Here is a 26,969-nt window from a genome sequence, read left to right as displayed (position 1 = left end):
ACCGCGCCCCGCCGGGCCCCCGGGGACGCATCCTCCGGGAGCCCGATCCCGGCCGCACGCCGCCCGGGGTCACCCGCGCTTGCGTACGCCCGCCGCCAGTTCGCCCGCCAGTTCGCGGACGCCCGCGAGCCCGGCCTCCAGGTCGTCCCCGGCGTCCAGCAGCCGCTTGACGAACGCCGACCCGACGATCACCCCGTCGGCGAACTGCGCGACCTCAACGGCCTGTTCGGCGTTGGAGACGCCGAGGCCGACGCAGACCGGCAGGTCGGTGGTGGCCCGGGTGCGCCGCACCAGGTCCTGCGCCTCGCGGCCGACCGACTCGCGGGTGCCCGTGACCCCCATCAGCGAGGCCGCGTACACGAAGCCGCTGCCCGCCTCGGTGATCTTCGCCAGGCGCTCGTCCCGGCTGCTCGGCGCGACCACGAACACGGTGGCCAGACCGTGCTGTTCGGCGGCCGCGCGCCATACCGCGGACTCCTCGACCGGCAGGTCGGGCAGGATGCAGCCGGCGCCGCCCGCGGCGGCCAGGTCGGCGGCGAAGCGCTCGACGCCGTACGCGTCGACCGGGTTCCAGTACGTCATGCACAGCACCGGCGCGCCGGTCGCCCCGTGCACCTCGCCGACCGTACGGATGACGTCCTTGATCTTGAGGCCGCCGCGCAGCGCGATGTCGTCGGCGGTCTGGATGACCGGCCCGTCCAGGACCGGGTCGCTGTGCGGCAGCCCGATCTCGACGACGTCGCAGCCGCCCTCGATCATGGCGGTGACGGCCCGTACGCCGCCGTCCACCGTCGGGAAGCCGGCCGGCAGGTACCCGACCAGCGCGGCCCGGTTCTCCTCCTTGGCCGCGGCCAGGGTGCCGCTGAGCAGTCGGACGTTGCCCGCCATCACTTGCTCCCCTCGTCGTGCGCGCCGAGCGCGGTGTCCGTGGCGTCGGTGTCGTCGGCCTCCACCGCGTCGTCGGCGGGCGCCCCGTAGAGCCCGAAGTAGCGGGCCGCGGTGTCCATGTCCTTGTCTCCGCGCCCGGACAGGTTGACGAGGATCAGCCCGTCCGTGCCCAGTTCCCGCCCGATCTCCAGTGCGCCGGCCAGCGCGTGGGCGCTCTCGATGGCGGGGATGATGCCCTCGGTCTGCGACAGCAGCCGCAGCGCCTGCATCGCCGCGTCGTCGGTGACGGCCCGGTATTCGCCGCGGCCGGTGTCCTTGAGGTGGGAGTGCTCCGGGCCGATGCCGGGGTAGTCCAGTCCGGCGGAGATCGAGTACGGCTCGGTGATCTGCCCGTCCTCGTCCTGCAGGACGTAGGAGCGGGAGCCGTGCAGGATGCCGGGGGTGCCCTCGGTGAGGGTCGCGGCGTGCTCGCCGGTGTCGACGCCGTGGCCGCCGGGTTCGCAGCCGACGAGCCGTACGGAGGTGTCCGCGAGGAACGCGTGGAACAGGCCGATGGCGTTGGAGCCGCCGCCGACGCAGGCCACCGCGGCGTCCGGGAGGCGTCCGGCGCGCTCCAGGATCTGGCGGCGGGCCTCGACGCCGATGACCCGGTGGAAGTCGCGGACCAGGGCCGGGAAGGGGTGCGGCCCGGCGACCGTGCCGAAGAGGTAGTGGGTGCGGTCGACGTTGGCGACCCAGTCGCGGAACGCCTCGTTGATGGCGTCCTTGAGGGTGCGGCTGCCGGACTTGACGGCGATGACCTCGGCGCCGAGCATCCGCATCCGGGCGACGTTCAGGGCCTGCCGCTCGGTGTCGATCTCGCCCATGTAGATGGTGCATTCGAGGCCGAAGAGGGCGCAGGCGGTGGCGGTGGCCACGCCGTGCTGGCCGGCGCCGGTCTCGGCGATGACGCGGGTCTTGCCCATGCGCTTGGTGAGCAGCGCCTGGCCCAGCACGTTGTTGATCTTGTGCGAGCCGGTGTGGTTCAGATCCTCGCGCTTGAGGAAGACCCGGGCGCCGCCGGCGTGCTCGGCGAACCGCGGCACCTCGGTCAGGGCGCTGGGCCGCCCGGTGTAGTTGACCATCAGGTCGTTCAGCTCGGCGGCGAAGGCGGGGTCCGCCTTGGCCTTCTCGTACTCGGCGGCCACCTCGTCCACCGCGGCGACCAGCGCCTCGGGGATGAACTTGCCGCCGAAGTCGCCGAAGTAGCCCCCCGCGTTGGGGACCTGACCCTCCGGGTCCGGGATGAAGAAGTCAGAAGACATCCGACGTACTCCTCGATCGGGGCAGTTGCCCCGGAAGTATGGATATACGGGCATCACGGTGTGCGGTGCGCCCCATGGGCCCGGTACGCCTCTCACCCGTACGGCGAGGGGCGCAGCGGCGGGGCCGCGGGAGCGCTGCGCGTGCCGCGGCCGACGGGCCGCCCGCCCGGGGCGCCCTGCCGGGTGGACAGGGGCGGGACGGAACGGCACACAGGCCGACACAGCATGAACGAGCGGGCACCGGGGACAGAACCCTCACGAGGGGATCAATCACCCACGCCCGGCAACGAGCGGCTACAGCGCGCCGTTACGACGCCATCGCCGGCCGTTGATCTGGCCCGGCTCCGCGCCGATGTGATACCTGACCCGCCGCCCGCGCACCCGGCGGGCCGGCGCCCGGCAGCCGCGCGGCCGGCACCCGCGCCCCAGCGCCGCGTGCGGATCGCGCGCGGCACCGGCCGCGGCGAGCACGCCGGCCGGTCCCGGGAGCGGTCCCGGACCGGGGCGGTGGAGGCGGGCGGTGGTCATGGGAAGCGGTCAGCCCCGTCCGTGCCGGATGGCGGGGTGCGAGCCGGCCGCGACCAGGTCGGCGACGGCCGTCTTCGGGTCCTTGCCGGTGACCAGCGACTCGCCCACCAGCACGGCGTCGGCGCCGTCGTTGGCGTAGGCGATCAGGTCGTGCGGCCCGCGCACCCCGGACTCGGCGATCTTCACGATGTGGTCCGGGATCTCCGGCGCGATCCGCGCGAAGTTCCCGCGGTCGACCTCAAGGGTCTTCAGGTTGCGGGCGTTGACCCCGATGATCCGCGCACCGGCGTCCACGGCCCGCTGGACCTCCTCCTCGTCGTGCACCTCGACCAGCGGCGTCAGCCCGATCGACTCGGCCCGCTCGATCAGCGAGACCAGTGCCTCCTGCTCCAGCGCGGAGACGATCAGCAGCGCCAGGTCGGCGCCGTACGCGCGGGCCTCCCACAGCTGGTAGGCGGTGACGATGAAGTCCTTGCGCAGGACGGGGATGTCCACCCGGGCCCGCACGGCCTCCAGGTCGGCGAGGGAGCCGCCGAACCTGCGCTGTTCGGTCAGTACGGAGATGACCGCCGCGCCGCCCGCCTCGTAGTCGGCGGCGAGGCCGGCCGGGTCGGCGATCGCGGCGAGCGCGCCCTTGGAGGGGCTGGAGCGCTTGACCTCGCAGATCACCGTGACACTGTCGCCCTTGAGGGCCGCGACCCCGTCCTTGGCCGGGCGCGCCTTGAGGGCCCGCTCCTTGAGCTCGTCGAGGCCCACGCGCGCCTGCCGCTCGGCGAGGTCGGCGCGGACTCCCTCGATGATCTCGTCGAGCACACTCACGCGAGCGGCCTCCTTCTTGAGCGGTGGAGGGTGACAGTCGCCGTCGGGGACCGTGTGGTCCCGTCAGGCTCTCCGATGGTATCCGGCAGGGGGCAAAGGTCTCACATCCGGTTGACGGCGGTCCCACCACGTGGACGCACCCATCTCGAAGCGGTTCGAAAAAGCGCAGGTCAGGGCAGGTTTTCCGAGCCCGTGACACGGATCTCGCCCGGCTTGATCCACTGGCCTCGGCACGCCCCCGTACCGCGTGCCGACGCGCCCCGGAAACGGAGACCGGGCTTCCCCGGCCCGCTCCCCCGACCTCCCCCGACCCGCTCTCCGGGCCCTTCCTCTGCCCCCGCCCCCGCTACGGAGTCAACCCCGCCCCGAACGGAAGATTGCGCACGAGCGTGAAGACGAGCAGCAGCCCGCCCAGCGTCCACCAGTGGACCGCTCGGGGCCGCGGCCCCACCGTGGGCAGCCCGCGCGCCGCCCGTACGGCCCAGGCTGCCCAGAAGAGCGCGAAAGCCGCGTAACCGGCGACCGCCGGCACATTGGCGCCCACGGCCGCGGCGAGGTCACCGTGCGCGACGGCGTGCGCGCTGCGCAGTCCGCCGCAGGCCGGGCAGGCGATGCCGGTGAGGGCGAGCAGGGGGCAGGCCGGGTAGTGACCGGGCTCGTTGGGATCGACGAGGCCCACGAAGACGAAGGAGGCGACGACGGCCGCGAGGACGCCGAGCGGCGCCGTCAGCCGCCGGACGAGGCCGCGCACCCCACGCCGGCCGGCCGCGCCGCGCGCGGAAACCGCACCGGACACGGAGACCGGCCCACCGGACGGGGCCACGGGTTCGCTCACGTGGCGATTGTGTGGCCACCGGGCCGGGGACGCAGCCCGCCGACCGCCGCATGGGGGACGATCCCTCTCCAGTCCGCTCCACGGACGACCGGGCCCCGGGCACCGGTCACCTCCGTACGGAAAACGGCGCAGCCCCCCGGCCTCCGCACGGTCGGTGCCTCGGGCACCTCGTCCGTACGGGCCGCGCAGCCGCGCCGTCGCAGTATCCGCTGCCGCCGGGCCGGGCCCGGCGGCGGCTCAGCCCTCCTGCGGCCGGGCCTTGGCCGGTCCGTGCGCCGTCGCGCCCTTCCTGCCCGCCTGGCCCAGGCCGGCCGCGCGCATCACGCCGCCCACCACGGCACCGAGGCCGATCAGGACCATGCCCGCCCAGAACCCGGGCACGTTCGCCAGCACGATGAAGGCGCCGGCGACGCAGAAGCCGATGAACGAGATGATGACGCCGGTCCAGGCGGCGGGGGTGTGTCCGTGGCCACTGCTCGACATGAGTGCTCCTCGTAGCTTTTTCGCGCCAGAGTCGGGGCGCGGTGATCCCTCGCCGTCCATTGTCCCCGATGGCCGGGGTGCGGCCGCTACCGGGTCGGGTCCTCGCCCCGGTCCAGGGACTTCCACATCTCCTCCGGCCGGTCCGGGTCGGCGGCGGCGGAGCGGCGCGAGCCGCGGGGGGCCGCGCCGGCACGCTCGTAGCGCCCGGACATCGCGGGCCAGCAGCGCCCGTACAGCAGCGCCAGCACCCCGGCGACCAGCAGCAGGAGGCCGCCGGCGACCGCGGCCCAGGGCCAGAAGGTGTGCGAGACGTCCTGCACGCCGGCGTCCGACAGCCCCGTCGCGGTGGCCGCCTTCTCGCGGAGCGCCGCGGTGTCGGAGAGGCCCAGGTACGCGCCGACGACGGTGCCCAGACCGCTGAGGGCGAGCAGCGCGGCGACCGCCGTCCGGCCCGCGCCGCGTACGGCGAAGAGGGCGACCAGGGCGGCGAGGCCGACGATGGCGAGCGCGCCGGGCACGCCCGTCACGTCCTGGCCCGACGCGGTCTGCGGCAGCTCGCCCTGGGCGACGACGGCGGTGGCCCTGGCCCAGGTGCGGCCGGAGGCCAGCAGGACGACGGCGGCGCCGGCCGCGCCCGCGATCAGCGCGAGCGCCAGGCTCTTTCCGCTGCGCGCGGACTTGGGCGACGGGGACGACGAGGTCACGGTCGCGCCGGCGAGGGGGTGGTCTACGGCAGTCACGCCTACCACTGTACGGAGGCGGCGCGCCCGGCCTCCGCCCGCGGTGCCCCGGCCCCGAAGAGCCCTGCTCAGGCCCCCAGCCCGTGCGCCGTGTGCACCGCCCGCAGCACCGCCGCCGCCTTGTTGCGGCACTCGGTGTCCTCCGCGACCGGGTCGGAGTCCGCGACGACGCCCGCGCCCGCCTGGACGTACGCGGTGCCGTCCCGCAGCAGCGCGGTGCGGATCGCGATGGCGGTGTCGGAGTCCCCGGCGAAGTCGAGGTAGCCGACGCAGCCGCCGTACAGGCCGCGACGGCTGGGCTCCAGCTCCTCGATGATCTGCATCGCGCGCGGCTTGGGGGCGCCGGAGAGGGTGCCCGCGGGGAAGCAGGCGGTGAGCACGTCGAAGGCGGTGCGGCCGGGCGCCAGTCGGCCGGTCACGGTGGAGACGATGTGCATGACATGGCTGTAGCGCTCGACGGACATGAAGTCGACGACCTCGACGCTGCCGGGTTCGCAGACCCGGCCCAGGTCGTTGCGGCCGAGGTCGACGAGCATCAGGTGTTCGGCGCGCTCCTTGGGGTCGGCCATCAGCTCGTCGGCGAGGGCCTGGTCCTCCGGCACGGTCGCGCCGCGCGGCCGGGTGCCGGCGATGGGGTGCAGGGTGGCCTGCCCGTTCTCGACCTTGACCAGTGCCTCGGGGCTGGAGCCGACGACGTCGACGCCGTCCTCGAAGCGGAGCAGGTACATGTAGGGGCTGGGGTTGGTGGCCCGCAGCACCCGGTAGACGTCCAACGCGGAGGCGGTGCAGTCGGTTTCGAAGCGCTGCGAGGGCACGACCTGGAAGGCGTCGCCCGCGCGGATGCGCTCCTTGATGTCCTCGACGGCGTCCTGGTACGACGGTCCGCCCCACTTCGCGGTGTAGGGGGGCAGCTCGGAGGGCGGCAGGGCCGCGGCGCTCGCGGGGGCCGGGCGGGCCAGGTCGTAGGCCATGCTGTCCAGGCGGGCCACGGCGTCCGCGTACGCCTCGTCCACGCCCGTTTCCAGGTCGTTGTGGTTGATGGCGTTGGCGATCAGCAGGACCGTGCCGTTCCAGTGGTCCAGTACGGCCAGGTCGGAGGTGAGCAGCATGGTCAGCTCGGGCAGCCCGAGGTCGTCCGTGGTGCTGTCGCCGATCTTCTCCAGCCGGCGCACGATGTCGTAGCCGAGGTAGCCGACCATGCCGCCGGTGAAGGGCGGCAGGCCCTGGCCCTCGATCAGATCGCGCGGGGTGTGCAGCGCCTCGACGGTGGCGCGCAGCGCGGCGAGCGGGTCCCCTTCGGTGGGCACGCCGACCGGCGGGGTGCCCAGCCAGTGGGCCTGCCCGTCGCGCACGGTCAGGGTGGCCGCACTGCGTACGCCGATGAACGAATAGCGGGACCAGGTGCGGCCGTTCTCCGCCGATTCGAGCAGGAAGGTGCCCGGACGTTCGGCGGCCAGCTTGCGGTAGAGGCCCACCGGGGTGTCGCCGTCGGCGAGCAGGCGCCGGGTGACGGGGATGACCCGGCGGTCCTTGGCGAGCGTGCGGAAGTTCTCCAGGTCCGGTGTGGCGGTGCCGGTGGTTCCCGAGGTCATGGCGCGGAGCCTACTGCCCTTCGATGAGCACATCCTCATCGAAGCAGGTACGGGCGCCGGTGTGGCAGGCCGCGCCGGTCTGGTCGACCTTGACCAGGACGGTGTCGGCGTCGCAGTCCAGGGCGACGGACTTCACGTGCTGGACGTGTCCGGACGTGTCGCCCTTGACCCAGTACTCCTGGCGGCTGCGGCTCCAGTACGTGCAGCGGCCGGTGGTGAGCGTGCGGTGCAGCGCCTCGTCGTCCATCCAGCCGAGCATCAGCACCTCGCCGGTGTCGTACTGCTGGGCGATGGCGGGGACCAGGCCGTCGGCGTCGCGCTTGAGGCGGGCGGCGACGGCGGGGTCGAGCTGGGATTCCAGGACGCGGCTGCTCATGGCTCCATTGTGCCGTGCGCGGGGCTGCCGCTGCGCCGGGTCCTCCGTAAGCGGCGCGCGCGGGGCGCGTGGCGTACGGCATCCTGCATCCATGACCCGCCAGCCGCCGCCTCCGGACGCCGACCGTACGGCGAAGGTCGCGGCGGCGGTGCTGCTTGCGATCTTCGCCGCGGGGCTGCTGGTCGCCGTCGTGCTGCTGCTGCGGAGCTGACGGCGTGCGGCGGCGTCCCCGCCGTCGTGATCGGACGGGCCCCGCGCGGGACGTGGCGCGTGGCGCGCCATGGCACCCGCCGTGCCCCGGTCGTAGGGTGGGCGCATGTCGACCCATGCGAAGCGCGAACGGCTGCTGTTGGCGGACCTCCTGGAGAGCGCCGGGCCCGATGCGCCGACGCTGTGCGAGGGCTGGACCGCCCGGGATCTCGCCGCGCACGTGGTGGTGCGCGAGCGGCGCGCGGACGCGGCCGGGGGCCTGCTCGTCAAGCCGCTGGCGAGCCGTCTGGAGCGGGTGCAGCGGGAGTTCGCCGAGAAGCCGTACGACGAGCTGCTGGGGCTCATCCGGTCCGGCCCGCCCCGTATGTCGCCGTTCGCGCTCAAGCAGATCGACGAGGCGTCGAACACCGTCGAGTTCTACATCCACGCCGAGGACGTACGGCGGGCCCGCCCGGACTGGACGCCGCGCGAGCTGGACCCGGTCTTCTCGGACGCGCTGTGGTCGCGCCTGGAGAGGATGGCACGGCTGCTGGGGCGCAAGTCGCCGGTGGGGCTGGTGCTGCGCCGCCCGGACGGCCGGACGGCGGTCGCGCACCGCGGTACGCCGGTCGTCACCGCCACCGGTGAGCCGGGCGAGCTGCTCCTGTTCGTGTTCGGCCGGCAGGCGGCGGCCGATGTCGGGCTGGACGGGGACAAGGACGCGGTGGCCAAGATCCTGGAGGCCGGGCTCGGCCTGTAGGCCCGCGGGCGCGGGGAGGCCCGGCGCGGGGGCGACGTCGCGTGCTCACCGCCTCCTGTCGATCTCGTAGAGGCCGCCCGGCTCCGCCAGTTCCAGCGCGCGCAGCCGCCGGTAGTCGGCCTCGATCTGCCGCTCGTCCTCGTGCAGGAGGTAGCAGACGCCGGGCGAGGTCGCCGAGTCCACCGTGGGGCTGAGGTAGGCGCCGGCCCGTACGCCGAGGAAGTGGTCGGCGTACGAGGGCAGCTCGCGCAGCCGCTCGAAGCCCGCCAGGGACGTCAGCCGCCCCGCGAACGGGGAGATCAGCGAGACGTAGCGCAGTCCGGTGCGCGGCTCGGCCGGGCCCGCGCCACGGGCGGCGAACGCGTCCGGGTCGCTGCCGGCCAGGGCGGTCAGCTCCACGTGGTTGGTGCCGAAGCAGCGGCTGACGACGTGCGGCAGGATGCTGCCCGCCAGCCGGGCGCCGGTCTCGATCAGGACGGGCCCCTCACCGGTCAGCATGACTTCCGAGTGGGCGGGTCCGTGCCGCACGCCGAGCGCGTCCAGGACGCCCAGGAGGTACGGCCGCAGGGCGGCGGCCGCGGGGTCGTCCGCCGTCAGCGGCTCCTCGTAGTCGTAGATCGCCGCGCCGCCGCGGCCGCGCCGCTTGTGATAGCGCCAGATCTCCGCGATGTGGTGGCGTCCGTCGACGCTGACGGTGTTGGCGAAGTACTCGGTGCCCGCCAGGTGTTCCTGGATGACGACGGTCCGGTTGCGGGCGCCCTGGATGTTGGACGAGCCGAGGATGTGGTTGAAGGCGGTGCACAGTTCGACGGCGTCGGCGCAGAAGAAGACGTTGTCGGTGCCGGCGCTGTCGGCGGGCTTGACCACCAGCGGCCAGCGGCCGTGTGCCCGCGCCCAGGCGAGGGCGGCATCGAAGCGGGAAGTGCGCAGGGTGTCGGGGGCGCGCAGCCCGTGGGCCCGTACGGCCATGGCCATGTCGTACTTGTCGCGCCGCACCCGCCGCTCGTCCCGGCCGTTCGCGGGCAGGCCGAGGCGTCGGGCGAGCAGGTCGGCGAGGTCGACGCCGGTCTCGTTGCCGGGGAGGACGAAGGCGGGGGCGGCGGCGCGGACCGCCGTCAGCAGCGCCTCCAGGTCGCCGTCGTACAGCAGGTTGTCGGTGAAGGCGCCCTCGGGAAAGGTGCGCCGGAGGTAGTCGGGAATGGCCGGTGTGCTCTGCACATGGACGCACTTGACGCCGCGTTCGGCGAGGGCCCCCGGCAGGAAGCGGCCGGTGGAGTAGGCGTCAACGATCAGACACTGCATGGGTCTTGCCTTCCTGGACCACCGCGGCCGGTGGCGCGCCCCTGCGGGCCAGCAGCCCGGCCGCGATGAAGACGGTGATCACGGTGATGCCGACGGCCGACGGCACCGAGAACGTCAGCCGGGAGTCGGCCAGCTGGATCAGAAGGGTCATGGCGGGGGCGAGCGAACAGATCATGGAGGCGGTCATGGGCGTCACCTTGCGCACCCCGATCTGCACCAGATAGGCGGGTATCGAGACGCCGATGACGGCCACCACCGCGCCCGGCACCAGCGCCCGGCCCAGCTGCTCGGCGCCGGAGAAGCCGGCCAGTGTCCAGCCGACGGCCGCCACCAGGGCGAACCGCAGGCCCATGACGGTGGGTACGTCCACCCCGGCCGCGCCCAGGCGGGCGGAGAAGACGACGTTGGCGGCCCCGCCGGCGCCGGAGGCCACCGCGGCGCACAGGCCCAGCGTCATGGCCAGGGCGGCTCGGTCGCCCACGCCGCTGCGGCCGTCCAGTGACGCCCAGACCAGTCCGGCCAGGGTGAGCAGGATGCCGATCGAGGAGAGGACCTCGCCCGGCAGGACGCGGTCCCGCTTCCACCACAGGACCTGGAGGAGGACGGTGAAGGCCGGGCCGACGGCGATCGACACGACGTTGGTGACGGCCGGTTCCATGAGCTTGAGGGCGTACAGGAGGGTCAGCCAGGTCACGGCGGTGGTGATGTTCAGGACGACCAGGTCGGCGGCGTGTGCCCGGACGGCCGCGACCAGCCGGGCCGGGCGCAGCCGGACGGCGGTCAGCACGCAGAAGAACAGTCCGGTGAGGGTGAAGGCGACCGCGGCCACGCTCCCCGGGTCCACGTGCTGCAGGCGTTCGGAGGCGAAGACGTCCACCAGGGCGGAGAAGAGACTGAAGACGAACAGCGCGGCCACGGTGACTCCTCAGGGGCGCGGGCGCGGCCCGAAGACCGCCTCACCGACCCGTACCGTGGTCGCGCCTTCGGCCACCGCGGTCTCGAAGTCGGCGCTCATCCCCATACTGAGCTCCCGCAGACCGCTTTCGGCGGCCAGTGCGCGCAGCTGTCCGAAGTGCGGACGCGGATCGCTCCCGTAGGGCGGGATGCACATCAGTCCGACGACGGGCAGGCCGTACGTGTCCAGGCACTCCTTGACGAACGCGTCCGCCGCGGCGACGGGTACTCCGCTCTTGTGCGGTTCGTCGCCGATGTTGACCTGGACGAAGCAGTCCGGGCGGCGGCCGGTGCGCTCCATGGCGGTGGCCAGGGCCGCGGCCAGGCGGGGCCGGTCCACGCTGTGCAGGACGTCGAAGGCGCGGACGGCCGCGGTGGCCTTGTTGGTCTGGAGCGGGCCGATGAGGTGGAGCAGGGTGCCGGGGTGGCGTTCGCGCAGCGGCGGCCACTTGGCCTGGGCCTCCTGCACCCGGCTCTCGCCGAAGTGCCGGTGTCCGGCTTCCAGGGCCGCGGTGAGCGCGGGCGTGCCGTGGAACTTGCTGACGGCGACGAAGCGTACGTCCCGGGGCGGTACCCCGGCCCGCGCGCAGGCCTGGCCGAGGCGGCGGGTGACGGCGGCCAGGCGTCCGGCGATGTCCGGCTCCTCCGTGGCGGGGTGCGCGGCGGTCATGAGTCCGGCCCCGTCCGGTACTGCTCGTAGCGGCCGTCCCAGATGCTGAAGTACTTCCAGGCGGAGTCGAACAGCACGGTGACCACGATCTCTTCGGGGGGCAGGGTCCTGGCCAGCCGCTGGGCGGCGAAGATGTTGCCGCCGGCGGTGGGCCCGACGGGCAGTCCCTCCTCGGAGATGAGGCGCTTCATGGTGTGCCAGCCGTCGTCGCCGGTGATCAGTTCGACCTCGTCGACGAGTTCCTCGCGAAGGTTGGACGGCACCTTGCCCGGCCCCAGGCCCATCAGGTTGTGGGTGTGGTGCTCGAAGGGCAGGCCGTGGCGCTTGGCGTACAGGGCGGCCGAGCGGTCCACCTCGACGGCCCAGGTCCGCAGGCCGGGGTGGGCGTCCTTGAGGACGTCGGCGATCCCGGTGAAGGTGCCGCCGGTGCCGATGGAGCAGATGAAGTGGCCGGGAACCTGTCCTGCCGCGCGCAGGTCGGTGACGATCTCGTGGCCGCAGGAGCGCCAGGCGCGCCAGTTCAGTTCGTTGGTGGACTGATCGAGGAAGTGGCTGCCGGGGTGTTCGGCCACGTACCGCCGGGCGGTCTCCTCGCCCTCCAGCAGGAAGCCGTCGGCGGAGGTCTCGATGACCGTCCCGCCCCATGACGCGATCTGTTTGCGGCGTTCCTCGGTCATGCCCTCCGGCATGATGATGACGATGCGATAGCCGCGTTGCGCGCCGACCCGGGACAGGGCAGCGCCGCCGTTTCCGGTCGAACATTCGACCAGGGTCATGCCGGGGCGGATCGATTCCGTCTTCTCCAGTTCGTCGAGCATGTAGGAGAAGACGCGGTCCTTGTGGCTTCCGGTGGGATTACGGAATTCACATTTCGCGAATATGCGGGCGGCTCCGGGTTCGGCGATGTGACGCAGTTCGTACAATTGCGTGCGGCCGGTCTCGGCGCCGGGGTTGTTCGTGCTCACACAAAACTCCTCGGGCGGGTGTGAACGGGTGCGGTCGGCGGGCGTACGGCGGCGGGGACGCGCGACGCGAGGGCGTGCGGCGCGGTGTCCGTGCGGCGGTCAGCCCAGGACGACCACGCGCCCGGAGTGCGGGTCGACGGCGATGCGGATGACCGAGCGGACGTCGATGCCGAAGCGGTCGGCGATCCGCTCGCGGCCGCCGTTCTCCGGTTTCTCGACCGCCACCAGGACTTCCTCGACCCGGGCGCCGACCGCCCGGACGGCCTCGATCAGGGCGATCAGGGTGCCGCCGGTGCTGATGGTGTCGTCGACGATCGTCACCCGGTCGCCCGGCTCGACGCCGTTGATGTAGAGCGTGCCCGCGAAGTACTCGCTGTCGATGGGCACCGAGATGCCGTGGCCGCTCAGGTCGTAGGTGTACCAGCGGGCGACGGCCAGCGGCAGTCCCACGGCCAGTGACACCGCGCTGCCGATGATGGCTCCCTTGTCCTCCTCGACCAGGATCTTCCCGGAGCCGAAATCCCCCAGTTCGATCAGTCGCCGGGTCGCCTCCGCGAGTACTTCCGGGCGCAGTGCGGGCGACTGGTCGGTGAATTCGTTGACGGTGGTGATGTGCCGCCCGGATTTGACGGTCGGCGCACCAGCGTAAACCTCTTCCAGCAACATCGGCATTCCCTGGCCTTCCCCCGTGTGCCTATTGCCGTGCCGTTATCCCGGCAAGTGAGGCTTTTTTATCGCCGCAAAGGTAGAAAAGGCAATGGCCGCCCTGGCTTCTGCCCGGAAACAGCCTGTTCACCTTGGGGCCCCTGTGATGCCCGCCGGTTCCCGGGCCCCGCTACCAGGGCACCGTTCCCGGGGAGAGCGTGCGCCTTTGCGACCGAGTGGCCGAAAAGCGCCGTTGTCCCGGGAGACCTCGGGGGCGACAACGCGCCACCGGCCGTCACCCGCCCGGCAGCTCCAGCCCCAGATGCGCCAGCAGGATGCGCCGGAGCTCGCGGGCGGCCCGCGGCGGCGAGACGTCCCCCCGGCGCGCCACCGAGATCACCCGGTGCATGTCCGCGGTGGCGAAGCGGGTGACGCGCAGTCCGGAGCGCTCGGCGACCATGCTGGGGACGACCGCGACGCCGAGACCGGCCCGTACGAAGCCCAGCACCGCGTCCATCTCGCCGCCCTCGACGGTGAAGACCGGCTCGAAGCCGGCCGCCCGGCATGCCGCCGTGGTGAACTCCCGCAGGTCGTAGCCGCGCCGGAACATCGCCAGCGGACGGTCCTGGAGGTCCTCGACGCGCATCCGCCGGCCGCCTCCCACCGGCGCCGGCCGGTCCGGCGCGGAGACCACGACCAGTTCCTCCCGCAGCAGTTCGTCGGTGGCGAGCGCCGGGGCCTGCTCCGGGAGGGGCGTGATGATCAGGGCGAGGTCCAGTTCGCCGTCCGCGAGGACCCGTACGAGATCCTGCGAACCGTCCTCGTGGACGAGCAGTTCCACGCCCGGATAGGCGGTGTGGAAGGCGCTCAGCACGTCCGGGACCAGGCTCGCGCACAGGCTGGGCGGCGCGCCGATGCGCAGCCGGCCGCGCCGCAGCTGCGCGACCTCCTGCACCTCGCGCCGGGCGGTGTCGGTGTCGGCGAGGATGCGCCGGGCCAGCGGCAGCAGCGTCCGGCCCGCGTCGGTGAGGGTGATGTGGCCGCGCGCGCGATGGAAGAGTTCGGCGCCCAGCTCCCGTTCCAGGGCTTTGATCTGCTGTGACAGGGAGGGCTGCGCGACGTGCTCGCGTTCGGCGGCGCGGGTGAAGTGGCGGGTGTCGGCGACCGCCGTGAAGTAGCGGAGCTGCTGCAGCTGCATACACCCGATGATAGGCGTCGATAGGGAGAGGCTATGGAGATGAGCCGTTCCATGTCTTGGACTGATGAGCCGGTCGGTACCTAACGTCAGGACTCATGGCACTGGACACCCGGACGGAACGACGGCCGTCCTTCGCGGGGCTGCTGTGGCGCTCGACCGTCGGCAAGAAAACCGCGATGGCGGTCAGCGGCGTGGTGATGCTGCTGTACCTGGTCGCGCACATGCTGGGCAACCTCAAGATCTTCTTCGGTTCGGACGAGTTCAACGGCTACGCGCACTGGCTGCGGACCGTCGGCGAGCCCTTCCTGCACCACGAGTGGTTCCTGTGGCTCGCCCGAGTCGTGCTGCTGGCCGCCGTGCTGACCCACGGCGTGGCCGCCTTCCAGCTCAGCCGCCGCGACATCAGGGCGCGCCCGAGCAGTTACGTCCACAAGCGGCAGCGCCAGAGCTACGCCACCCGCACCATGCGCTGGGGCGGGATCATCCTCGCCCTGTTCATCGTCTGGCACATCCTGGACCTGACGACGCTGACCGTGAACCCGCGGGCCGAGGCCGGGCACCCGTACCAGAACCTGATCGCCTCCTTCGACCGCTGGCCCGTCACCACGCTCTACATCGTGGCGATGCTCGCCCTCGGACTGCACGTCCGGCACGGGTTCTGGAGCGCCGCGCAGACGCTGGGCGTCGGCAGCGCCGCCCGCGACCGGGTGCTCAAGGCCGTCGCCAACCTCCTCGCCCTGGTACTGACGGCGGGCTTCGTCGCCGTACCGGTGGCCGTCGTGACCGGAGCAGTGAGCTGACATGACCTCCTACACCGAGTACGCGACCGGGCAGCCGGTCGCCGACACCAAGGCGCCCGAGGGCCCGGTCGCCGACCGCTGGGACACCCGCCGCTTCACGGCCAAGCTGGTCAACCCGGCCAACCGCCGCAAGCACACCGTCATCGTCGTCGGCACCGGCCTCGCGGGCGGCTCGGCGGGCGCCACGCTCGCCGAACAGGGCTACCACGTCGTGCAGTTCTGCTACCAGGACTCGCCGCGCCGCGCCCACTCGATCGCCGCGCAGGGCGGCATCAACGCCGCGAAGAACTACCGCAACGACGGCGACTCCGTACACCGCCTGTTCTACGACACCGTCAAGGGCGGCGACTTCCGCGCCCGCGAGTCCAACGTGCACCGCCTGGCGCAGATCTCCGTCGAGATCATCGACCAGTGCGTGGCCCAGGGCGTGCCCTTCGCCCGGGAGTACGGCGGCCTGCTCGACACCCGCTCCTTCGGCGGCGTCCAGGTCTCCCGTACGTTCTACGCCCGCGGCCAGACCGGACAGCAGCTGCTGCTCGGCGCCTACCAGGCGCTCTCCCGCCAGATCGCCGCCGGCAACGTCGAGCTGCACCCCCGTACGGAGATGCTGGACCTGATCGTGGTGGACGGCCGGGCGCGCGGCATCGTCGCCCGCGACCTGGTCACCGGCCGGATCGACACCTACTTCGCGGACGCCGTCGTCCTCGCCTCCGGCGGCTACGGCAACGTGTTCTACCTGTCGACGAACGCCATGAACTCCAACGCCACCGCCGTCTGGCGGGCCCACCGGCGCGGCGCGTACTTCGCCAACCCCTGCTTCACCCAGATCCACCCCACCTGCATCCCGCGCACCGGCGACCACCAGTCCAAGCTCACGCTGATGAGCGAGTCGCTGCGCAACGACGGCCGCATCTGGGTGCCGAAGGCCGAGGGGGACGCCCGGCCGCCCGCCGAGATCCCCGAGGCCGAACGCGACTACTACCTGGAGCGGATCTACCCCTCCTTCGGCAACCTCGTCCCCCGCGACATCGCCTCCCGCGCCGCGAAGAACGTCTGCGACGAGGGGCGCGGCGTCGGCCCCGGCGGCCAGGGCGTCTACCTGGACTTCGCGGACGCCATCGCGCGGATGGGCCGCAAGGCCGTCGAGGAGAAGTACGGCAATCTCTTCGACATGTACGAGCGGATCACCGCGGAGAACCCGTACGAGGTCCCGATGCGGATCTACCCCGCCGTGCACTACACGATGGGCGGCCTGTGGGTCGACTACGACCTTCAGACCACCGTCCCCGGTCTGTTCGCCATCGGGGAGGCCAACTTCTCCGACCACGGCGCCAACCGGCTCGGCGCGTCCGCCCTCATGCAGGGGCTGGCCGACGGCTACTTCGTCCTGCCGTCCACGATCAACGACTACCTGGCCCGCCACCCCCACCACGACGAGATCACCGCCGATCACCCCGCCGTCCAGGAAGCCCTGGCCGACACGGAGGACCAGCTCAACCTCCTGCTGTCCGTCGACGGCGACCGCACCCCCGACTCCTTCCACCGCGAACTGGGCGAGCTGATGTGGGAACTGTGCGGCATGGCCCGTACGGAGACCGGCCTGCGCAAGGCCCTCGACCGCATCCCGCAGATCCGCGAGGAGTTCTGGCGGCGCATCAAGGTGCCCGGCGTCGGCGAGGAGTTCAACCAGTCGCTGGAGAAGGCCAACCGCATCGTCGACTACCTGGAACTCGCCGAGCTGATGTGCCTCGACGCGCTGCACCGCGAGGAGTCCTGCGGCGGCCACTTCCGCGAGGAGTCGCAGACCGCCGACGGCGAGGCCGAGCGCCGCGACGAGGCGTTCTCCTACGCCGCCGCCTGGGAGTTCACCGCCACCGGCGCCGCGCCCGTCCTGCACAAGGAAGACCTGGTCTTCGAGTACGTCCACCCCACCCAGCGGAGCTACGCATGAAGCTCACCCTGCGCGTCTGGCGGCAGAAGAACGCCGGCGCCGACGGCGGCATGTCCACCTACGACGTGGACGGCATCTCCCCCGACATGTCGTTCCTGGAGATGCTCGACACCCTCAACGAGGAACTCATCCTCAAGGGCGACGACCCCGTCGCCTTCGACCACGACTGCCGCGAGGGCATCTGCGGCGCGTGCAGCCTCGTCATCAACGGCGAGGCGCACGGCCCGGAGCGCACCACCAGCTGCCAGCTGCACATGCGGTCGTTCCGGGACGGCGACACGATCGACGTCGAACCGTGGCGCGCGGCGGCCTTCCCCGTCGTACGGGACCTGGTCGTCGACCGGTCCGCCTTCGACCGGATCATCCAGTCCGGCGGCTACATCACCGCGCCCACCGGCGCCGCGCCCGAGGCGCACGCCACGCCCGTACCGAAGCCGGACGCCGACTTCGCGTTCGAACACGCGGAGTGCATCGGCTGCGGCGCGTGCGTGGCGGCCTGCCCGAACGGTTCGGCGATGCTGTTCACCTCGGCGAAGGTCAACCACCTCAACGTCCTCCCGCAGGGCGCGCCGGAGCGCGAGACCCGGGTCCTGGACATGGTCACCACCATGGACGAGGAGGGCTTCGGCGGCTGCACCCTCGCCGGGGAGTGCGCCACCGCCTGCCCGAAGGGCATCCCGCTGTTCAGCATCACGAAGATGAACCGGGAGTACGTACGGGCGGCACGCAAGGGCAGGCGGTGAGGCGGCCGGTGGCCGCGGCTCAGTCGAACGCGCCGTGCCGCCGCAGCCAGGCCATCGGATCGACGGCCGATCCGTAGGCGGGGGTGGCCCGTACCTCGAAGTGCAGATGCGGTCCGGTGACGTTGCCGGTGGCGCCGGACCGCCCGATGCGCTCACCGGCGCCGACGGTGGCGCCCACGGGCACCCGGATCTGCGACAGATGCGCGTACTGCGTGTACGACCCGCTGTGGTGCCGGACGACGACCTCGTACCCGAACGCGCCGCCCCAGCCGGCCTTCACGACGGTCCCGCCCCGGGCGGCACGGACGGCGGTGCCGACGGGTACGGCGAAGTCCTGCCCGGTGTGTCCGTGCGCCCAGTGGCTGCCGCCGGCACCGAATCCGGCGGTGAGCGTGCCCCCGCTGACGGGCCGTACGGCGTCGCCGGCCGCGGCGCGCACGGCGGGCCGCTCGGCGGCGCGGGAGGTGCGCCGCGGCTGGGCCGCGGCCGGACCGCTCAGTTTCAGTTTCGTACCGACCTTGATCAGGTCCGGATCACCGCCGACCGCCGAGCGGTTGCTCGCGTACAGCTTCGCCCAGCCCCCCTTCACGCCCTGCTTCGCGGCGATCTCGGAGAGGCTGTCACCGGGGGCGACGGTGTACGTCCCGCCGTCCGCGGCGGAGGCGACGGACGCGCCGACGACCGGCAGCGCGAGGGTGGCGGCCGCGGTCGAGGCGCGGGTGAGTAATCGCCCCGCGCCACTGCGGCGACGGGGTGCTCGGTGACGGCCGGTCGGGGAGAACATCATCACGGGGCGTCCTTCCGGTGGGCATCCGGGATCGAACGCGAGAACGGTAGGGAGCCCCCGCCCATGAACACAAGCACCACGGGGGAATCGGACAGCGGCTGTCCCGATAGGCCCGTTACGCGCCCGAACTCCGCCGCTTCGCAGCCTCGTTCACGTTTCCTTGCCGTCACTCGGGCGCAATGCGGCCTCGAACGAGCCGACCGCCCCGATACGGGCACGGCTCTCGGCGGTTCGCCGCTGCCGCCTTCCCCGCGCGACGCTCTCGCAGACGATCCCGTGCGCCAACCGCTCTACCGGCACGCCCAGCCGCTGCGCCTCGGCGCGCAGTTCGGCCAGTTCTCCGCCGCTGAGATCAACCGTGATTGAAGGCATGCCCGCAGGCTAGGGCACCCGCCGGGGTGCTCGCCGCATCAGCGGTCACCCCCGGTGACCGGACGCACACCCGTTCCCCTGCCCCGTCCGTCCGGCTGTTCTCATCACGCCTCGGCTGCGCCACCGCGCCCCAGGGCACGCACACCGAGGCACCCTCCACGAACACGTGAAGGGTGCCTCGTCCCGGAAAGAGCGCGCCGTCAGGTCACCGCACCGGATGCCCCGCCCCCCGCAGCGTCTCCTTCACCTCACCGATCCGCAGGTCGCCGAAGTGGAAGACGGAGGCGGCCAGGACCGCGTCGGCGCCGGCCTCGACGGCGGGCGGGAAGTCGGCCAGGCGGCCGGCGCCGCCGCTGGCGATGACCGGGACGGTGACGTGTTTGCGGACGGCGGCGATCATCTCGACGTCGTAGCCGTCCTTGGTGCCGTCGGCGTCCATGGAGTTCAGGAGGATCTCGCCGGCGCCCAGTTCGGCGGCGCGGTGGGCCCACTCGACGGCGTCGATGCCGGTGCCGCGGCGGCCGCCGTGCGTGGTGACCTCGAAGGAGCCGGTCTCCGTGCGGCGGGCGTCGACGGACAGGACCAGGACCTGGCTGCCGAAGCGTTCGGCGATCTCGCGGATCAGCTCGGGGCGGGCGATGGCGGCGGTGTTGACGCCGACCTTGTCCGCGCCCGCGCGAAGGAGTTTGTCGACGTCCTCGGGGGTGCGGACGCCGCCGCCGACGGTGAGCGGGATGAAGACCTGCTCGGCGGTGCGGCGGACCACGTCGTAGGTGGTCTCGCGGTTGCCGGAGGAGGCCGTGATGTCGAGGAAGGTCAGCTCGTCGGCGCCTTCCTGGCCGTAGATCTTGGCCATTTCGACGGGGTCGCCGGCGTCGCGGAGGTTCTTGAAGTTGACGCCCTTGACGACCCGGCCGTTGTCCACGTCCAGGCAGGGGATGACTCGGACCGCCAGGGTCATGTGCTCGTGGCCTCTCTGAATGCTTCGAGTTCGACTTCGACCAGTACGCGCGAGTCGGCGAAGCCGGAGACCACGACCAGGGTCGCGGCGGGCCGTACGGCGTCGAAGAGTTCCTTGTGGGCGCGGGCCGCCTCGTCCACGTCCCGCGCGTGGGTCAGGTACATACGGGTACGGATGACCGAACCGGCCCCGAGCCCGAACGGCTCCAGCGCCGCCAGCGCGTTGCTGAAGGCGACCTTGGTCTGCTCGTACGGGTCGCCTTCCCCGTACAGCACGCCGCCGACCAGTGGCATCGTGCCGGCGACCAGGACGCGGTCGCCGGCCGCCACGGCGCGCGCGAAGCCGATGATCTCTTCCCAGGGACTGTCGGTCTGCGCGCGCTCGATGGTCATGACGAAACGGCCTCCAATGCCTCTTCCAGGGTGAATGCCTTGGCGTAGAGCGCCTTGCCGACGATGGCTCCTTCGACGCCTTCCGGTACCAGGGTGGCGATCGCGCGGAGGTCGTCAAGGCAGGAGACGCCGCCGGACGCGACGACCGGCTTGTCGGTCGCGGCGCAGACGCCCCGCAGCAGCTCCAGGTTGGGGCCCTGGAGGGTGCCGTCCTTGTTGATGTCGGTGACGACGTAGCGGGCGCAGCCCTCGGAGTCCAGGCGGGCCAGCGTCTCGTAGAGGTCGCCGCCGTCGCGGGTCCAGCCGCGCCCGCGCAGCGTGGTGCCGCGGACGTCCAGGCCGACGGCGATCTTGTCGCCGTGCTCGGCGATGACCTTGGCGACCCACTCGGGGGTCTCCAGCGCGGCCGTGCCGAGGTTGACGCGCTTGCAGCCGGTGGCGAGCGCGGCCTCCAGGGAGGCGTCGTCGCGAATGCCGCCGGAGAGTTCGACCTTGATGTCCATGCTCCGGGCGACCTCGGCGATCTGCGCGCGGTTGTCGCCGGTGCCGAACGCCGCGTCGAGGTCGACCAGGTGCAGCCACTCGGCGCCGGACCGCTGCCAGGCCAGCGCGGCCTGCAGCGGGTCGCCGTAGGACGTCTCGGAGCCGGACTCGCCGTGTACCAGGCGGACCGCCTGGCCGTCGCGGACGTCGACGGCGGGGAGGAGTTCGAGCTTGCTCATCGCGGAGGGTCCTAGAGGGTCTGGGTCCAGTTGGACAGCAGCTGGGCTCCGGCGTCGCCGGACTTCTCGGGGTGGAACTGGGTGGCCCACAGCGGGCCGTTCTCGACGGCGGCCACGAACGGTTCGCCGTGCGTGGCCCAGGTGACCTGGGGCGCGCGCATGTTGGGGTTGCCGACTTCCAGCTCCCAGTCGCGTACGGCGTAGGAGTGCACGAAGTAGTAGCGGGCGTCGTCGGGCAGACCGTCGAACAGCCGTGTGCCCTCGGGTGCCCGGACGGTGTTCCAGCCCATGTGCGGCACGACGTCGGCCTTGAGCGGGCCGACCGTGCCGGGCCACTCGTCCAGGCCCTCGGTCTCCACGCCGTGCTCGATGCCGCGGGAGAAGAGGATCTGCATGCCGACGCAGATGCCCATGACCGGGCGCCCGCCGGACAGGCGGCGGCCGACGACCCAGTCGCCGCGGGCCTCGCGCAGGCCCTTCATGCAGGCGGCGAAGGCGCCGACGCCGGGGACGAGCAGGCCGTCGGCGTTCATCGCCTTGTCGTAGTCACCGGTGATCTCCACGTCCGCGCCGACGTGGGCGAGGGCGCGCTCGGCGGAGCGGACGTTGCCGAAGCCGTAGTCGAAGACGACGACCTTCTTCGCGGGTGCGGTACTCAATTCCACACATCCAGACGGAGAATGCCGGCGATCAGGCACATCGCCGAGCCGATACCCAGCAGGACGAGCACGCTCTTGCCCATCTTCTGCTTCCAGAAGGAGTAGAGCCCCCCGAGCAGGAAGAGCCCGAGCACGATGAAGACGGTGGACAGGCCGTTCACAGCGCTCCCTTGGTGGACGGGAGGATGCCGGCGGCGCGCGGGTCGCGCTCGCTGGCGTACCGCAGCGCGCGGGCCAGTGCCTTGAACTGGCACTCCACGATGTGGTGGGCGTTGCGCCCGTACGGGACGTGGACGTGCAGGGCGATCTGGGCCTGCGCGACGAAGGACTCCAGGATGTGCCGGGTCATCGTCGTGTCGTACGTGCCGATCATCGGCGCGATGTTCTCCGGCTCGGTGTGCACCAGGTAGGGGCGCCCGGAGAGGTCGACGGTCACCTGGGCCAGCGACTCGTCCAGGGGGACGGTGCAGTTGCCGAAGCGGTAGATGCCGACCTTGTCGCCGAGGGCCTGCTTGAAGGCGGCACCCAGCGCGAGGGCGGTGTCCTCGATGGTGTGGTGGGTGTCGATGTGCAGGTCGCCGTCGGTCTTGACCTTGAGGTCGAACAGACCGTGCCGGCCGAGCTGGTCGAGCATGTGGTCGTAGAAGCCGACCCCTGTCGACACGTCGACCTGCCCGGTGCCGTCGAGATCGATCTCGACCAGCACCGAGGTCTCCTTCGTGGTGCGCTCCACGCGCCCAACGCGGTTCATCGGTTCTCCTTCAGTACTGCACGGACCGCGTCGAGGAACGCGTCGTTCTCGGCCGGGGTTCCCGCGGTGACCCGCAGCCAGCCCGGTACGCCGTTGTCACGGACCAGGACGCCCTGGTCGAGGATGGCCTGCCAGGCCGCGTGCTGGTCGTCGAACCTGCCGAACTGGACGAAGTTGGCGTCGGAGTCGACCACCTCGCAGCCGATCGCGCGGAGCTCGTCCACCAGCCGGTCGCGCTCGGCCTTGAGCTGTTCGACGTACTTCAGGAGCGTGTCGGTGTGCTCCAGGGCGGCGAGCGCGGTGGCCTGGGTGACGGACGAGAGGTGGTACGGCAGGCGTACGAGCTGGACGGCGTCGACCACGGCCGGGTCGGCGGCCAGGTAGCCCAGGCGCAGCCCGGCGGCGCCGAACGCCTTGGACATGGTGCGCGAGACGACCATGTTCGGCCGGCCCTCGATCAGCGGGAGCAGTGAGGGACGGTGGCTGAACTCGCCGTACGCCTCGTCCACGACGACCAGCGCGCCGCCGGTGTCCGCGCGGGCGGCCTGGGCGGCCTCGTACAGCGCGAGAACCGTTTCGGCGGCGACGGCGGTGCCGGTGGGGTTGTTGGGCGAGCAGATGAAGACCACGTCGGGCCGCAGCTCGCCGATGGCCGCCACGGCCGCCTCGACGTCGATGGTGAAGTCGTCGTTGCGCGGGCCGGAGATCCAGCCGGTGCCGGTGCCGCGCGAGATCAGGCCGTGCATCGAGTACGAGGGCTCGAAGCCGATGGCGGTACGGCCGGGGCCGCCGAAGGTCTGCAGCAGCTGCTGGATGACCTCGTTGGAGCCGTTGGCGGCCCACACGTGGGCCGCGGTGACCTCGTGGCCGCCGGTGCGCGTCAGGTAGGCGGCCAGTTCTGTGCGCAGCTCGACCGCGTCCCGGTCGGGGTAGCGGTTCAGCTCGCGGGCGGCCTCGGTGACCCGCTCGGCGATGCGCCGCACCAGCGGCTCCGGCAGCGGGTACGGGTTCTCGTTGGTGTTCAGGCGTACGGGTACGTCCAGCTGCGGCGCGCCGTACGGGGACTTGCCGCGCAGTTCGTCCCGGATGGGAAGGTCGTCGATCTTCGTCACGTGCTCGCTCACTCGCCCTGCGGGATCTTCCAGTCGAACCTGGCCTTCAGCGCCGCGCCGTGGGCCGGGAGGTCCTCGGCCTCGGCGAGGGTCACCACATGGTGGGCGACCTCGGCCAGCGCGTCGCGGCTGTAGTCGACGACATGGATGCCGCGCAGGAACGACTGGACGGACAGGCCCGAGGAGTGGCAGGCGCAGCCGCCGGTGGGCAGGACGTGGTTGGAGCCGGCGCAGTAGTCGCCGAGGGAGACCGGGGCGTACGGGCCGACGAAGATCGCGCCGGCGTTGCGCACCCGGGCGGCGACGGCGGACGCGTCGGCGGTCTGGATCTCCAGGTGCTCGGCGCCGTACGCGTCGACGACCTTCAGGCCCTCGTCCACGCCGTCCACCAGCACGATCGCGGACTGCCGCCCGGCCAGCGCGGTGCTGATCCGCTCGGTGTGCTTGGTGGCGGCCACCTGGGTCTTCAGCTCGGTCTCGACGGCGGCGGCCAGTTCGGCCGAGTCGGTGACCAGGACGGCGGCGGCCAGCGTGTCGTGCTCGGCCTGGCTGATCAGGTCGGCGGCGACGTGCGCGGCGTCGGCGGTGGCGTCCGCGAGGACCGCGATCTCGGTGGGACCGGCCTCCGCGTCGATGCCGATCCGGCCCTTGAGCAGGCGCTTGGCGGCGGCGACGTAGATGTTGCCGGGGCCGGTGACCAGGTTGACCGGGCGGCACTCTTCGGTGCCGTACGCGAACATCGCGATCGCCTGGGCGCCGCCGGCCGCGTACACCTCGTCCACGCCGAGGAGCGCGCAGGCGGCGAGGATGGTCGGGTGCGGCAGGCCGCCGAACTCCGCCTGCGGCGGGGAGGTGACGGCGACGCCCGCGACGCCCGCCTCCTGGGCCGGAACCACGTTCATGACCACCGAGGACGGGTAAACCGCCAGGCCACCGGGTACATACAGGCCGACGCGCTCGACCGGGACCCAGCGCTCGGTGACCGTGCCGCCGGGGACGACCTTGGTGGTGACGTCCGTGCGGCGCTGCTCGCGGTGGACGATCCGGGCGCGCCGGATCGACTCCTCCAGGGCGGCCCGGACGGCCGGGTCCAGCTCCGCGAGCGCCCGCTCCAGCGCCTCGGCCGGCACGCGCACCCGCTCGATGGCGACCCCGTCGAACCGATGCGCGTACTCGATCAGCGCGGCCGTCCCGCGATGGCGCACGTCCTCGCAGATGGGCCGCACCTTCTCCAGGGCGGCTTCCACATCGAACTCGGCACGGGGCAGCAGGTCGCGCAGGGCGCCGCCCTCGGGGAGGGCGTCACCGCGCAGATCGATTCGGGAGATCACCCCTCCAGTGTCTCAGACCCGTTGCCGGCCCCGGGCGCCCGTACCAGTCGGTGATACACAGCACCGGGACCGCGTCGGGGCTGGTGGGGCCGGGGGCACAGCCGGCCGGGATCGTCTCGAACTGATCCTCACGTTTCGTGTTCGACTGGTCACTCAGCGGGAATGGGACTCGCACGGACGTACGGAAATGCGGGACGGGCGTACGGGGACGGGACGTGGGAGCGCTCCTGGGACCGGCCCGGCACCTACGGCCGCGCGTGCCGGCCGGCACGCGCGGCAGGCATACGGCGGACACCCGGCGGGCGGTCACCCGGGCGGGCGCCCGCCGTGCGGAAACGGTTGGACGCGGGCCCCGCGCACGCGGGACCGTACGGACCCGCTCGGGGGAGCGGGGAAAGGGGGAAAAGCACGGTGACCACGCCGGAGGAGGGCGACGCTCCCGCAGCGCTGATGCTGAACCCTGCCGAGTGGAGCCTGTGGCAGGCGTTCCGCAACGGCAGCACCTGCGACCTGCGCACCGGCGACCCGGCCAGGGACGACCCGCACGGGCAGTTCCGGTGGGGCCCGGAGCGGCGGGTGCGCGCCCGGATCGTGGCGCTCCTGCTGCTGGAGGGGCCGCCCGCGCAGCCCGGCCGGGTCTCCGCGCTGAAGCTGGCGGGTGCGTACATCACCGACACTCTCGACCTTGCGGGCGGCACGATCAAGCCATTCGTGGAGTTGCGCGACTGCCGCTTCCAGAACGAGGTCGTGCTGCCCGAGAGCCGCTTCACCACTCTGCGGATGGTCGGCTGCGCGATACCCCGGGTGGAGGCCGCGCGGCTGCACACCGAAGGCGACCTGCACCTGCCGCGCTGCGTCGTGCGCTCCGGCATCCGCCTGACGGACGCCCACATCGGCACGGACCTGCTGCTCAACCAGACCGTGGTGCACAAGGACCGGCAGGGCCGCTCGGTGATGGCGGACGGGCTGACCGTCGCCCAGGACCTCCAGGCCGAGATGATGGAGTCCTACGGAGAGCTGTCGCTGCGCGGCGCGACGATCGGCGTGTCGCTGAGCCTGCGCGGCAGCCGGCTGAGCAACCCGTACGGGCGCCGCGCCCTGAACGCCCCTCAGATGACGGTCGAGCGCACGCTGTACCTGACCGGCGCCGGCCTGGCCAGCTCGCCGTTCTCCAGCGCGACCGCCACGCCCCCGTACGGCATCGCCCACACCCCCACCCGCGGCACCCGCATGCAGCGCTTCGAGTGCGAGGGCGGGATGCGGCTGGACGACGGGCGGTTCGGCGACGCCGTCGACTTCGAGCAGGCGCGATTCATCATGGAGGCCGACCAGGAGCTGTCGCTGCGCCGCATCCAGACCCCGGAGCTGCGCTTCCTGGGTGAGCGGCCGCAGCGCGGGCGGGTCATCCTGTCCGGCGCGCGGGTCGTCAACCTGGTCGACAAGGCGGCGAGCTGGCCGGGGCTCGGCGGGCTGTGGATGGCGGGCTTCAATTACGAGACGCTCATCCCCCGCGGGCACTTTCCGCTGTCCCGGCGCCTGGAGTGGGTGGCCGCGGCCACGCCGGAGTACGCGCCGGAGCCGTACGAGATGCTCGCCACCGCCCTGCGCAGCGGCGGCGAGGACTCCGACGCGCGCGAGGTGCTGCTCGCCAAGCAGCGGCGGCGGCGCGAGACGCTGCCGCTGGCCGCCAAGCTGTGGGGCATCCTCCAGGACTGGACGGTGGCGTACGGCTACCGGCCGGGGCGGGCCGCGGTGTGGATGGCGATCCTGTGGGCGCTCGGCACGGTCTACTTCGCCCAGTCCCCTCCCCCGGCCCTCAAACCCGGCGAGGCGCCGCCCTGGAACCCGTACCTGTACTCCCTCGACCTGCTGCTGCCGGTGATCGACCTCTACCAGGGCTCGTCGTGGAAACCGGACGGCGGCTCCCAGTGGGTCGCCGCGGTCATGATCCTGACCGGGTGGATTCTGGCGACGACGGTCGCGGCGGGCGCGTCGCGGCTGCTGCGCCGGCAGTAGTCGCGGCTGCCGCCGGCAGGAGGAGCGCGCGGGGGCGCGTGCCGCGGGGCGGGCTTCCGGAAGGGGCTGCCCGGCGGCCCGCTGCGGTTTCCGGCCCCCGTTCCGGGGCTGTGCGGCCCCGGAA

Annotated in this window: 30 protein-coding genes; 5 read left to right on the top strand and 25 right to left on the bottom strand. The window is 72.4% G+C overall.

Annotated elements, in window-relative coordinates; all coding sequences use genetic code 11:
• Positions 1-69: 69 nt before the first annotated feature.
• The 9 genes from trpA to hisI all read right to left on the bottom strand — a co-directional run bounded on the left by trpA (position 70) and on the right by hisI (position 7,565).
• Entirely contained in the window at positions 70-888 is an 819-nt protein-coding gene (gene trpA / locus ACFV57_RS15825) for a tryptophan synthase subunit alpha (RefSeq protein ID WP_385231303.1), read from the bottom strand.
• Positions 888-2,192 carry a tryptophan synthase subunit beta gene (trpB, locus tag ACFV57_RS15820; RefSeq protein WP_385231300.1) on the bottom strand — a complete coding sequence of 435 codons (1,305 nt, stop codon included), beginning with the start codon at positions 2,190-2,192 and terminating at the stop codon, positions 888-890. The genes trpA and trpB overlap by 1 nt, the downstream gene beginning before the upstream one ends.
• 294 nt (positions 2,193-2,486) lie before the next feature.
• Positions 2,487-2,720, bottom strand: coding sequence for a tryptophan biosynthesis modulator TrpM (trpM, locus tag ACFV57_RS15815; RefSeq protein ID WP_032914522.1), 234 nt, complete (start codon positions 2,718-2,720; stop codon positions 2,487-2,489).
• Positions 2,721-2,729: 9 nt separating this feature from the next.
• Positions 2,730-3,539 carry an indole-3-glycerol phosphate synthase TrpC gene (gene trpC / locus ACFV57_RS15810; RefSeq protein WP_385231296.1) on the bottom strand — a complete coding sequence of 270 codons (810 nt, stop codon included), beginning with the start codon at positions 3,537-3,539 and terminating at the stop codon, positions 2,730-2,732.
• 346 nt (positions 3,540-3,885) lie between these two features.
• A complete protein-coding gene (locus ACFV57_RS15805) occupies positions 3,886-4,335 on the bottom strand; it encodes a DUF2752 domain-containing protein (RefSeq protein WP_385231585.1) in 450 nt (149 codons plus the stop codon).
• Positions 4,336-4,611: 276 nt separating this feature from the next.
• Positions 4,612-4,857, bottom strand: a complete 246-nt coding sequence (locus tag ACFV57_RS15800; protein WP_385231293.1) for an HGxxPAAW family protein — start codon at positions 4,855-4,857, stop codon at positions 4,612-4,614.
• Positions 4,858-4,943: 86 nt separating this feature from the next.
• Positions 4,944-5,597: a TIGR02234 family membrane protein gene (locus ACFV57_RS15795; RefSeq protein WP_385231290.1), complete on the bottom strand. Its 654-nt coding sequence runs from the start codon at positions 5,595-5,597 to the stop codon at positions 4,944-4,946.
• A gap of 68 nt (positions 5,598-5,665) precedes the next feature.
• Complete coding sequence (locus ACFV57_RS15790; RefSeq protein ID WP_385231287.1) at positions 5,666-7,189, bottom strand: anthranilate synthase component I; 1,524 nt, start codon at positions 7,187-7,189, stop codon at positions 5,666-5,668.
• A 10-nt stretch (positions 7,190-7,199) separates the two neighbouring features.
• On the bottom strand, positions 7,200-7,565 hold the full coding sequence (gene hisI, locus ACFV57_RS15785; RefSeq protein WP_385231284.1) for a phosphoribosyl-AMP cyclohydrolase: 366 nt from the start codon (positions 7,563-7,565) through the stop codon (positions 7,200-7,202).
• A 316-nt stretch (positions 7,566-7,881) separates the two neighbouring features.
• Between hisI and ACFV57_RS15780 the strand changes: the two genes are divergently transcribed.
• Positions 7,882-8,514, top strand: a complete 633-nt coding sequence (locus ACFV57_RS15780; RefSeq protein ID WP_385231281.1) for a TIGR03085 family metal-binding protein — start codon at positions 7,882-7,884, stop codon at positions 8,512-8,514.
• A 45-nt stretch (positions 8,515-8,559) separates the two neighbouring features.
• Here ACFV57_RS15780 and ACFV57_RS15775 read toward each other — a convergent pair whose 3' ends face one another.
• The 6 genes from ACFV57_RS15775 to ACFV57_RS15750 all read right to left on the bottom strand — a co-directional run bounded on the left by ACFV57_RS15775 (position 8,560) and on the right by ACFV57_RS15750 (position 14,248).
• A complete protein-coding gene (locus ACFV57_RS15775) occupies positions 8,560-9,816 on the bottom strand; it encodes an ATP-grasp domain-containing protein (protein ID WP_385231278.1) in 1,257 nt (418 codons plus the stop codon).
• The gene (locus ACFV57_RS15770; protein WP_385231275.1) at positions 9,797-10,732 is read right to left on the bottom strand and encodes an EamA family transporter; all 936 of its coding nucleotides are present in this window, start codon (positions 10,730-10,732) and stop codon (positions 9,797-9,799) included. The genes ACFV57_RS15775 and ACFV57_RS15770 overlap by 20 nt, the downstream gene beginning before the upstream one ends.
• Before the next feature lie 9 nt (positions 10,733-10,741).
• A complete protein-coding gene (locus tag ACFV57_RS15765) occupies positions 10,742-11,440 on the bottom strand; it encodes a YggS family pyridoxal phosphate-dependent enzyme (RefSeq protein ID WP_385231272.1) in 699 nt (232 codons plus the stop codon).
• Positions 11,437-12,405 (bottom strand): PLP-dependent cysteine synthase family protein, encoded by a 969-nt coding sequence (locus tag ACFV57_RS15760; protein ID WP_385231269.1) that lies wholly within the window; start codon positions 12,403-12,405, stop codon positions 11,437-11,439. The genes ACFV57_RS15765 and ACFV57_RS15760 overlap by 4 nt, the downstream gene beginning before the upstream one ends.
• Positions 12,406-12,504: 99 nt before the next feature.
• The gene (locus tag ACFV57_RS15755) at positions 12,505-13,071 is read right to left on the bottom strand and encodes a phosphoribosyltransferase family protein (RefSeq protein WP_385231266.1); all 567 of its coding nucleotides are present in this window, start codon (positions 13,069-13,071) and stop codon (positions 12,505-12,507) included.
• Between the two features lie 274 nt (positions 13,072-13,345).
• Positions 13,346-14,248: a LysR family transcriptional regulator gene (locus ACFV57_RS15750; protein ID WP_385231263.1), complete on the bottom strand. Its 903-nt coding sequence runs from the start codon at positions 14,246-14,248 to the stop codon at positions 13,346-13,348.
• Between the two features lie 95 nt (positions 14,249-14,343).
• Here ACFV57_RS15750 and ACFV57_RS15745 point away from each other — a divergent pair, with 95 nt between their 5' ends.
• Genes ACFV57_RS15745 through ACFV57_RS15735 form a run of 3 tightly spaced genes read left to right on the top strand, consistent with a single transcriptional unit; the run spans position 14,344 to position 17,742 of the window.
• On the top strand, positions 14,344-15,048 hold the full coding sequence (locus ACFV57_RS15745) for a succinate dehydrogenase cytochrome b subunit (protein ID WP_385231260.1): 705 nt from the start codon (positions 14,344-14,346) through the stop codon (positions 15,046-15,048).
• Between the two features lies 1 nt (position 15,049).
• Positions 15,050-16,999 (top strand): fumarate reductase/succinate dehydrogenase flavoprotein subunit, encoded by a 1,950-nt coding sequence (locus ACFV57_RS15740; RefSeq protein ID WP_385231257.1) that lies wholly within the window; start codon positions 15,050-15,052, stop codon positions 16,997-16,999.
• Positions 16,996-17,742, top strand: coding sequence for a succinate dehydrogenase/fumarate reductase iron-sulfur subunit (locus ACFV57_RS15735; RefSeq protein ID WP_385231254.1), 747 nt, complete (start codon positions 16,996-16,998; stop codon positions 17,740-17,742). The genes ACFV57_RS15740 and ACFV57_RS15735 overlap by 4 nt, the downstream gene beginning before the upstream one ends.
• A gap of 19 nt (positions 17,743-17,761) precedes the next feature.
• Here the strand turns inward: ACFV57_RS15735 and ACFV57_RS15730 are convergent, their stop codons facing one another.
• The 10 genes from ACFV57_RS15730 to hisD form a co-directional block, all read right to left on the bottom strand.
• The gene (locus ACFV57_RS15730) at positions 17,762-18,529 is read right to left on the bottom strand and encodes a peptidoglycan DD-metalloendopeptidase family protein (RefSeq protein ID WP_385231582.1); all 768 of its coding nucleotides are present in this window, start codon (positions 18,527-18,529) and stop codon (positions 17,762-17,764) included.
• Between the two features lie 150 nt (positions 18,530-18,679).
• The gene (locus ACFV57_RS15725) at positions 18,680-18,901 is read right to left on the bottom strand and encodes a hypothetical protein (RefSeq protein ID WP_385231251.1); all 222 of its coding nucleotides are present in this window, start codon (positions 18,899-18,901) and stop codon (positions 18,680-18,682) included.
• A gap of 205 nt (positions 18,902-19,106) precedes the next feature.
• A complete protein-coding gene (gene hisF, locus ACFV57_RS15720; RefSeq protein WP_385231248.1) occupies positions 19,107-19,862 on the bottom strand; it encodes an imidazole glycerol phosphate synthase subunit HisF in 756 nt (251 codons plus the stop codon).
• Complete coding sequence (locus ACFV57_RS15715; protein WP_385231245.1) at positions 19,859-20,254, bottom strand: RidA family protein; 396 nt, start codon at positions 20,252-20,254, stop codon at positions 19,859-19,861. The genes hisF and ACFV57_RS15715 overlap by 4 nt, the downstream gene beginning before the upstream one ends.
• Complete coding sequence (priA, locus tag ACFV57_RS15710) at positions 20,251-20,976, bottom strand: bifunctional 1-(5-phosphoribosyl)-5-((5-phosphoribosylamino)methylideneamino)imidazole-4-carboxamide isomerase/phosphoribosylanthranilate isomerase PriA (RefSeq protein ID WP_385231243.1); 726 nt, start codon at positions 20,974-20,976, stop codon at positions 20,251-20,253. The genes ACFV57_RS15715 and priA overlap by 4 nt, the downstream gene beginning before the upstream one ends.
• A gap of 11 nt (positions 20,977-20,987) precedes the next feature.
• Positions 20,988-21,641, bottom strand: a complete 654-nt coding sequence (hisH, locus tag ACFV57_RS15705; protein WP_385231240.1) for an imidazole glycerol phosphate synthase subunit HisH — start codon at positions 21,639-21,641, stop codon at positions 20,988-20,990.
• Positions 21,632-21,796, bottom strand: coding sequence for a hypothetical protein (locus ACFV57_RS15700; protein WP_385231237.1), 165 nt, complete (start codon positions 21,794-21,796; stop codon positions 21,632-21,634). The genes hisH and ACFV57_RS15700 overlap by 10 nt, the downstream gene beginning before the upstream one ends.
• Entirely contained in the window at positions 21,793-22,386 is a 594-nt protein-coding gene (gene hisB, locus ACFV57_RS15695; RefSeq protein WP_003984418.1) for an imidazoleglycerol-phosphate dehydratase HisB, read from the bottom strand. Before hisB ends, ACFV57_RS15700 begins: the two co-directional genes overlap by 4 nt.
• Positions 22,383-23,498, bottom strand: coding sequence for a histidinol-phosphate transaminase (locus ACFV57_RS15690; RefSeq protein ID WP_385231580.1), 1,116 nt, complete (start codon positions 23,496-23,498; stop codon positions 22,383-22,385). The genes hisB and ACFV57_RS15690 overlap by 4 nt, the downstream gene beginning before the upstream one ends.
• Before the next feature lie 8 nt (positions 23,499-23,506).
• Entirely contained in the window at positions 23,507-24,829 is a 1,323-nt protein-coding gene (hisD, locus tag ACFV57_RS15685; RefSeq protein WP_385231233.1) for a histidinol dehydrogenase, read from the bottom strand.
• 411 nt (positions 24,830-25,240) lie between these two features.
• Between hisD and ACFV57_RS15680 the strand changes: the two genes are divergently transcribed.
• Positions 25,241-26,845, top strand: a complete 1,605-nt coding sequence (locus ACFV57_RS15680) for an oxidoreductase (RefSeq protein ID WP_385231230.1) — start codon at positions 25,241-25,243, stop codon at positions 26,843-26,845.
• The last annotated feature ends 124 nt before the right edge of the window (positions 26,846-26,969 follow it).

This window comes from Streptomyces sp. NPDC059788, from assembly GCF_042732265.1.
In the GTDB taxonomy this organism is placed as follows: Bacteria; Actinomycetota; Actinomycetes; order Streptomycetales; family Streptomycetaceae; genus Streptomyces.
This window is presented reverse-complemented; position numbering and strand designations above follow the sequence as displayed.

Bases quoted from the DNA above. Each gene is read 5' to 3' on its own strand.
- trpA (WP_385231303.1), bottom strand. From the start codon at position 888: ATGGCGGGCAACGTCCGACTGCTCAGCGGCACCCTGGCCGCGGCCAAG.
- trpB (WP_385231300.1), bottom strand. From the start codon at position 2,192: ATGTCTTCTGACTTCTTCATCCCGGACCCGGAGGGTCAGGTCCCCAAC.
- trpM (WP_032914522.1), bottom strand. From the start codon at position 2,720: ATGACCACCGCCCGCCTCCACCGCCCCGGTCCGGGACCGCTCCCGGGA.
- ACFV57_RS15800 (WP_385231293.1), bottom strand. From the start codon at position 4,857: ATGTCGAGCAGTGGCCACGGACACACCCCCGCCGCCTGGACCGGCGTC.
- ACFV57_RS15790 (WP_385231287.1), bottom strand. From the start codon at position 7,189: ATGACCTCGGGAACCACCGGCACCGCCACACCGGACCTGGAGAACTTC.
- hisI (WP_385231284.1), bottom strand. From the start codon at position 7,565: ATGAGCAGCCGCGTCCTGGAATCCCAGCTCGACCCCGCCGTCGCCGCC.
- ACFV57_RS15780 (WP_385231281.1), top strand. From the start codon at position 7,882: ATGTCGACCCATGCGAAGCGCGAACGGCTGCTGTTGGCGGACCTCCTG.
- ACFV57_RS15775 (WP_385231278.1), bottom strand. From the start codon at position 9,816: ATGCAGTGTCTGATCGTTGACGCCTACTCCACCGGCCGCTTCCTGCCG.
- ACFV57_RS15765 (WP_385231272.1), bottom strand. From the start codon at position 11,440: ATGACCGCCGCGCACCCCGCCACGGAGGAGCCGGACATCGCCGGACGC.
- ACFV57_RS15755 (WP_385231266.1), bottom strand. From the start codon at position 13,071: ATGTTGCTGGAAGAGGTTTACGCTGGTGCGCCGACCGTCAAATCCGGG.
- ACFV57_RS15750 (WP_385231263.1), bottom strand. From the start codon at position 14,248: ATGCAGCTGCAGCAGCTCCGCTACTTCACGGCGGTCGCCGACACCCGC.
- ACFV57_RS15745 (WP_385231260.1), top strand. From the start codon at position 14,344: ATGGCACTGGACACCCGGACGGAACGACGGCCGTCCTTCGCGGGGCTG.
- ACFV57_RS15740 (WP_385231257.1), top strand. From the start codon at position 15,050: ATGACCTCCTACACCGAGTACGCGACCGGGCAGCCGGTCGCCGACACC.
- ACFV57_RS15735 (WP_385231254.1), top strand. From the start codon at position 16,996: ATGAAGCTCACCCTGCGCGTCTGGCGGCAGAAGAACGCCGGCGCCGAC.
- ACFV57_RS15730 (WP_385231582.1), bottom strand. From the start codon at position 18,529: ATGATGTTCTCCCCGACCGGCCGTCACCGAGCACCCCGTCGCCGCAGT.
- ACFV57_RS15725 (WP_385231251.1), bottom strand. From the start codon at position 18,901: ATGCCTTCAATCACGGTTGATCTCAGCGGCGGAGAACTGGCCGAACTG.
- hisF (WP_385231248.1), bottom strand. From the start codon at position 19,862: ATGACCCTGGCGGTCCGAGTCATCCCCTGCCTGGACGTGGACAACGGC.
- ACFV57_RS15715 (WP_385231245.1), bottom strand. From the start codon at position 20,254: ATGACCATCGAGCGCGCGCAGACCGACAGTCCCTGGGAAGAGATCATC.
- priA (WP_385231243.1), bottom strand. From the start codon at position 20,976: ATGAGCAAGCTCGAACTCCTCCCCGCCGTCGACGTCCGCGACGGCCAG.
- hisB (WP_003984418.1), bottom strand. From the start codon at position 22,386: ATGAACCGCGTTGGGCGCGTGGAGCGCACCACGAAGGAGACCTCGGTG.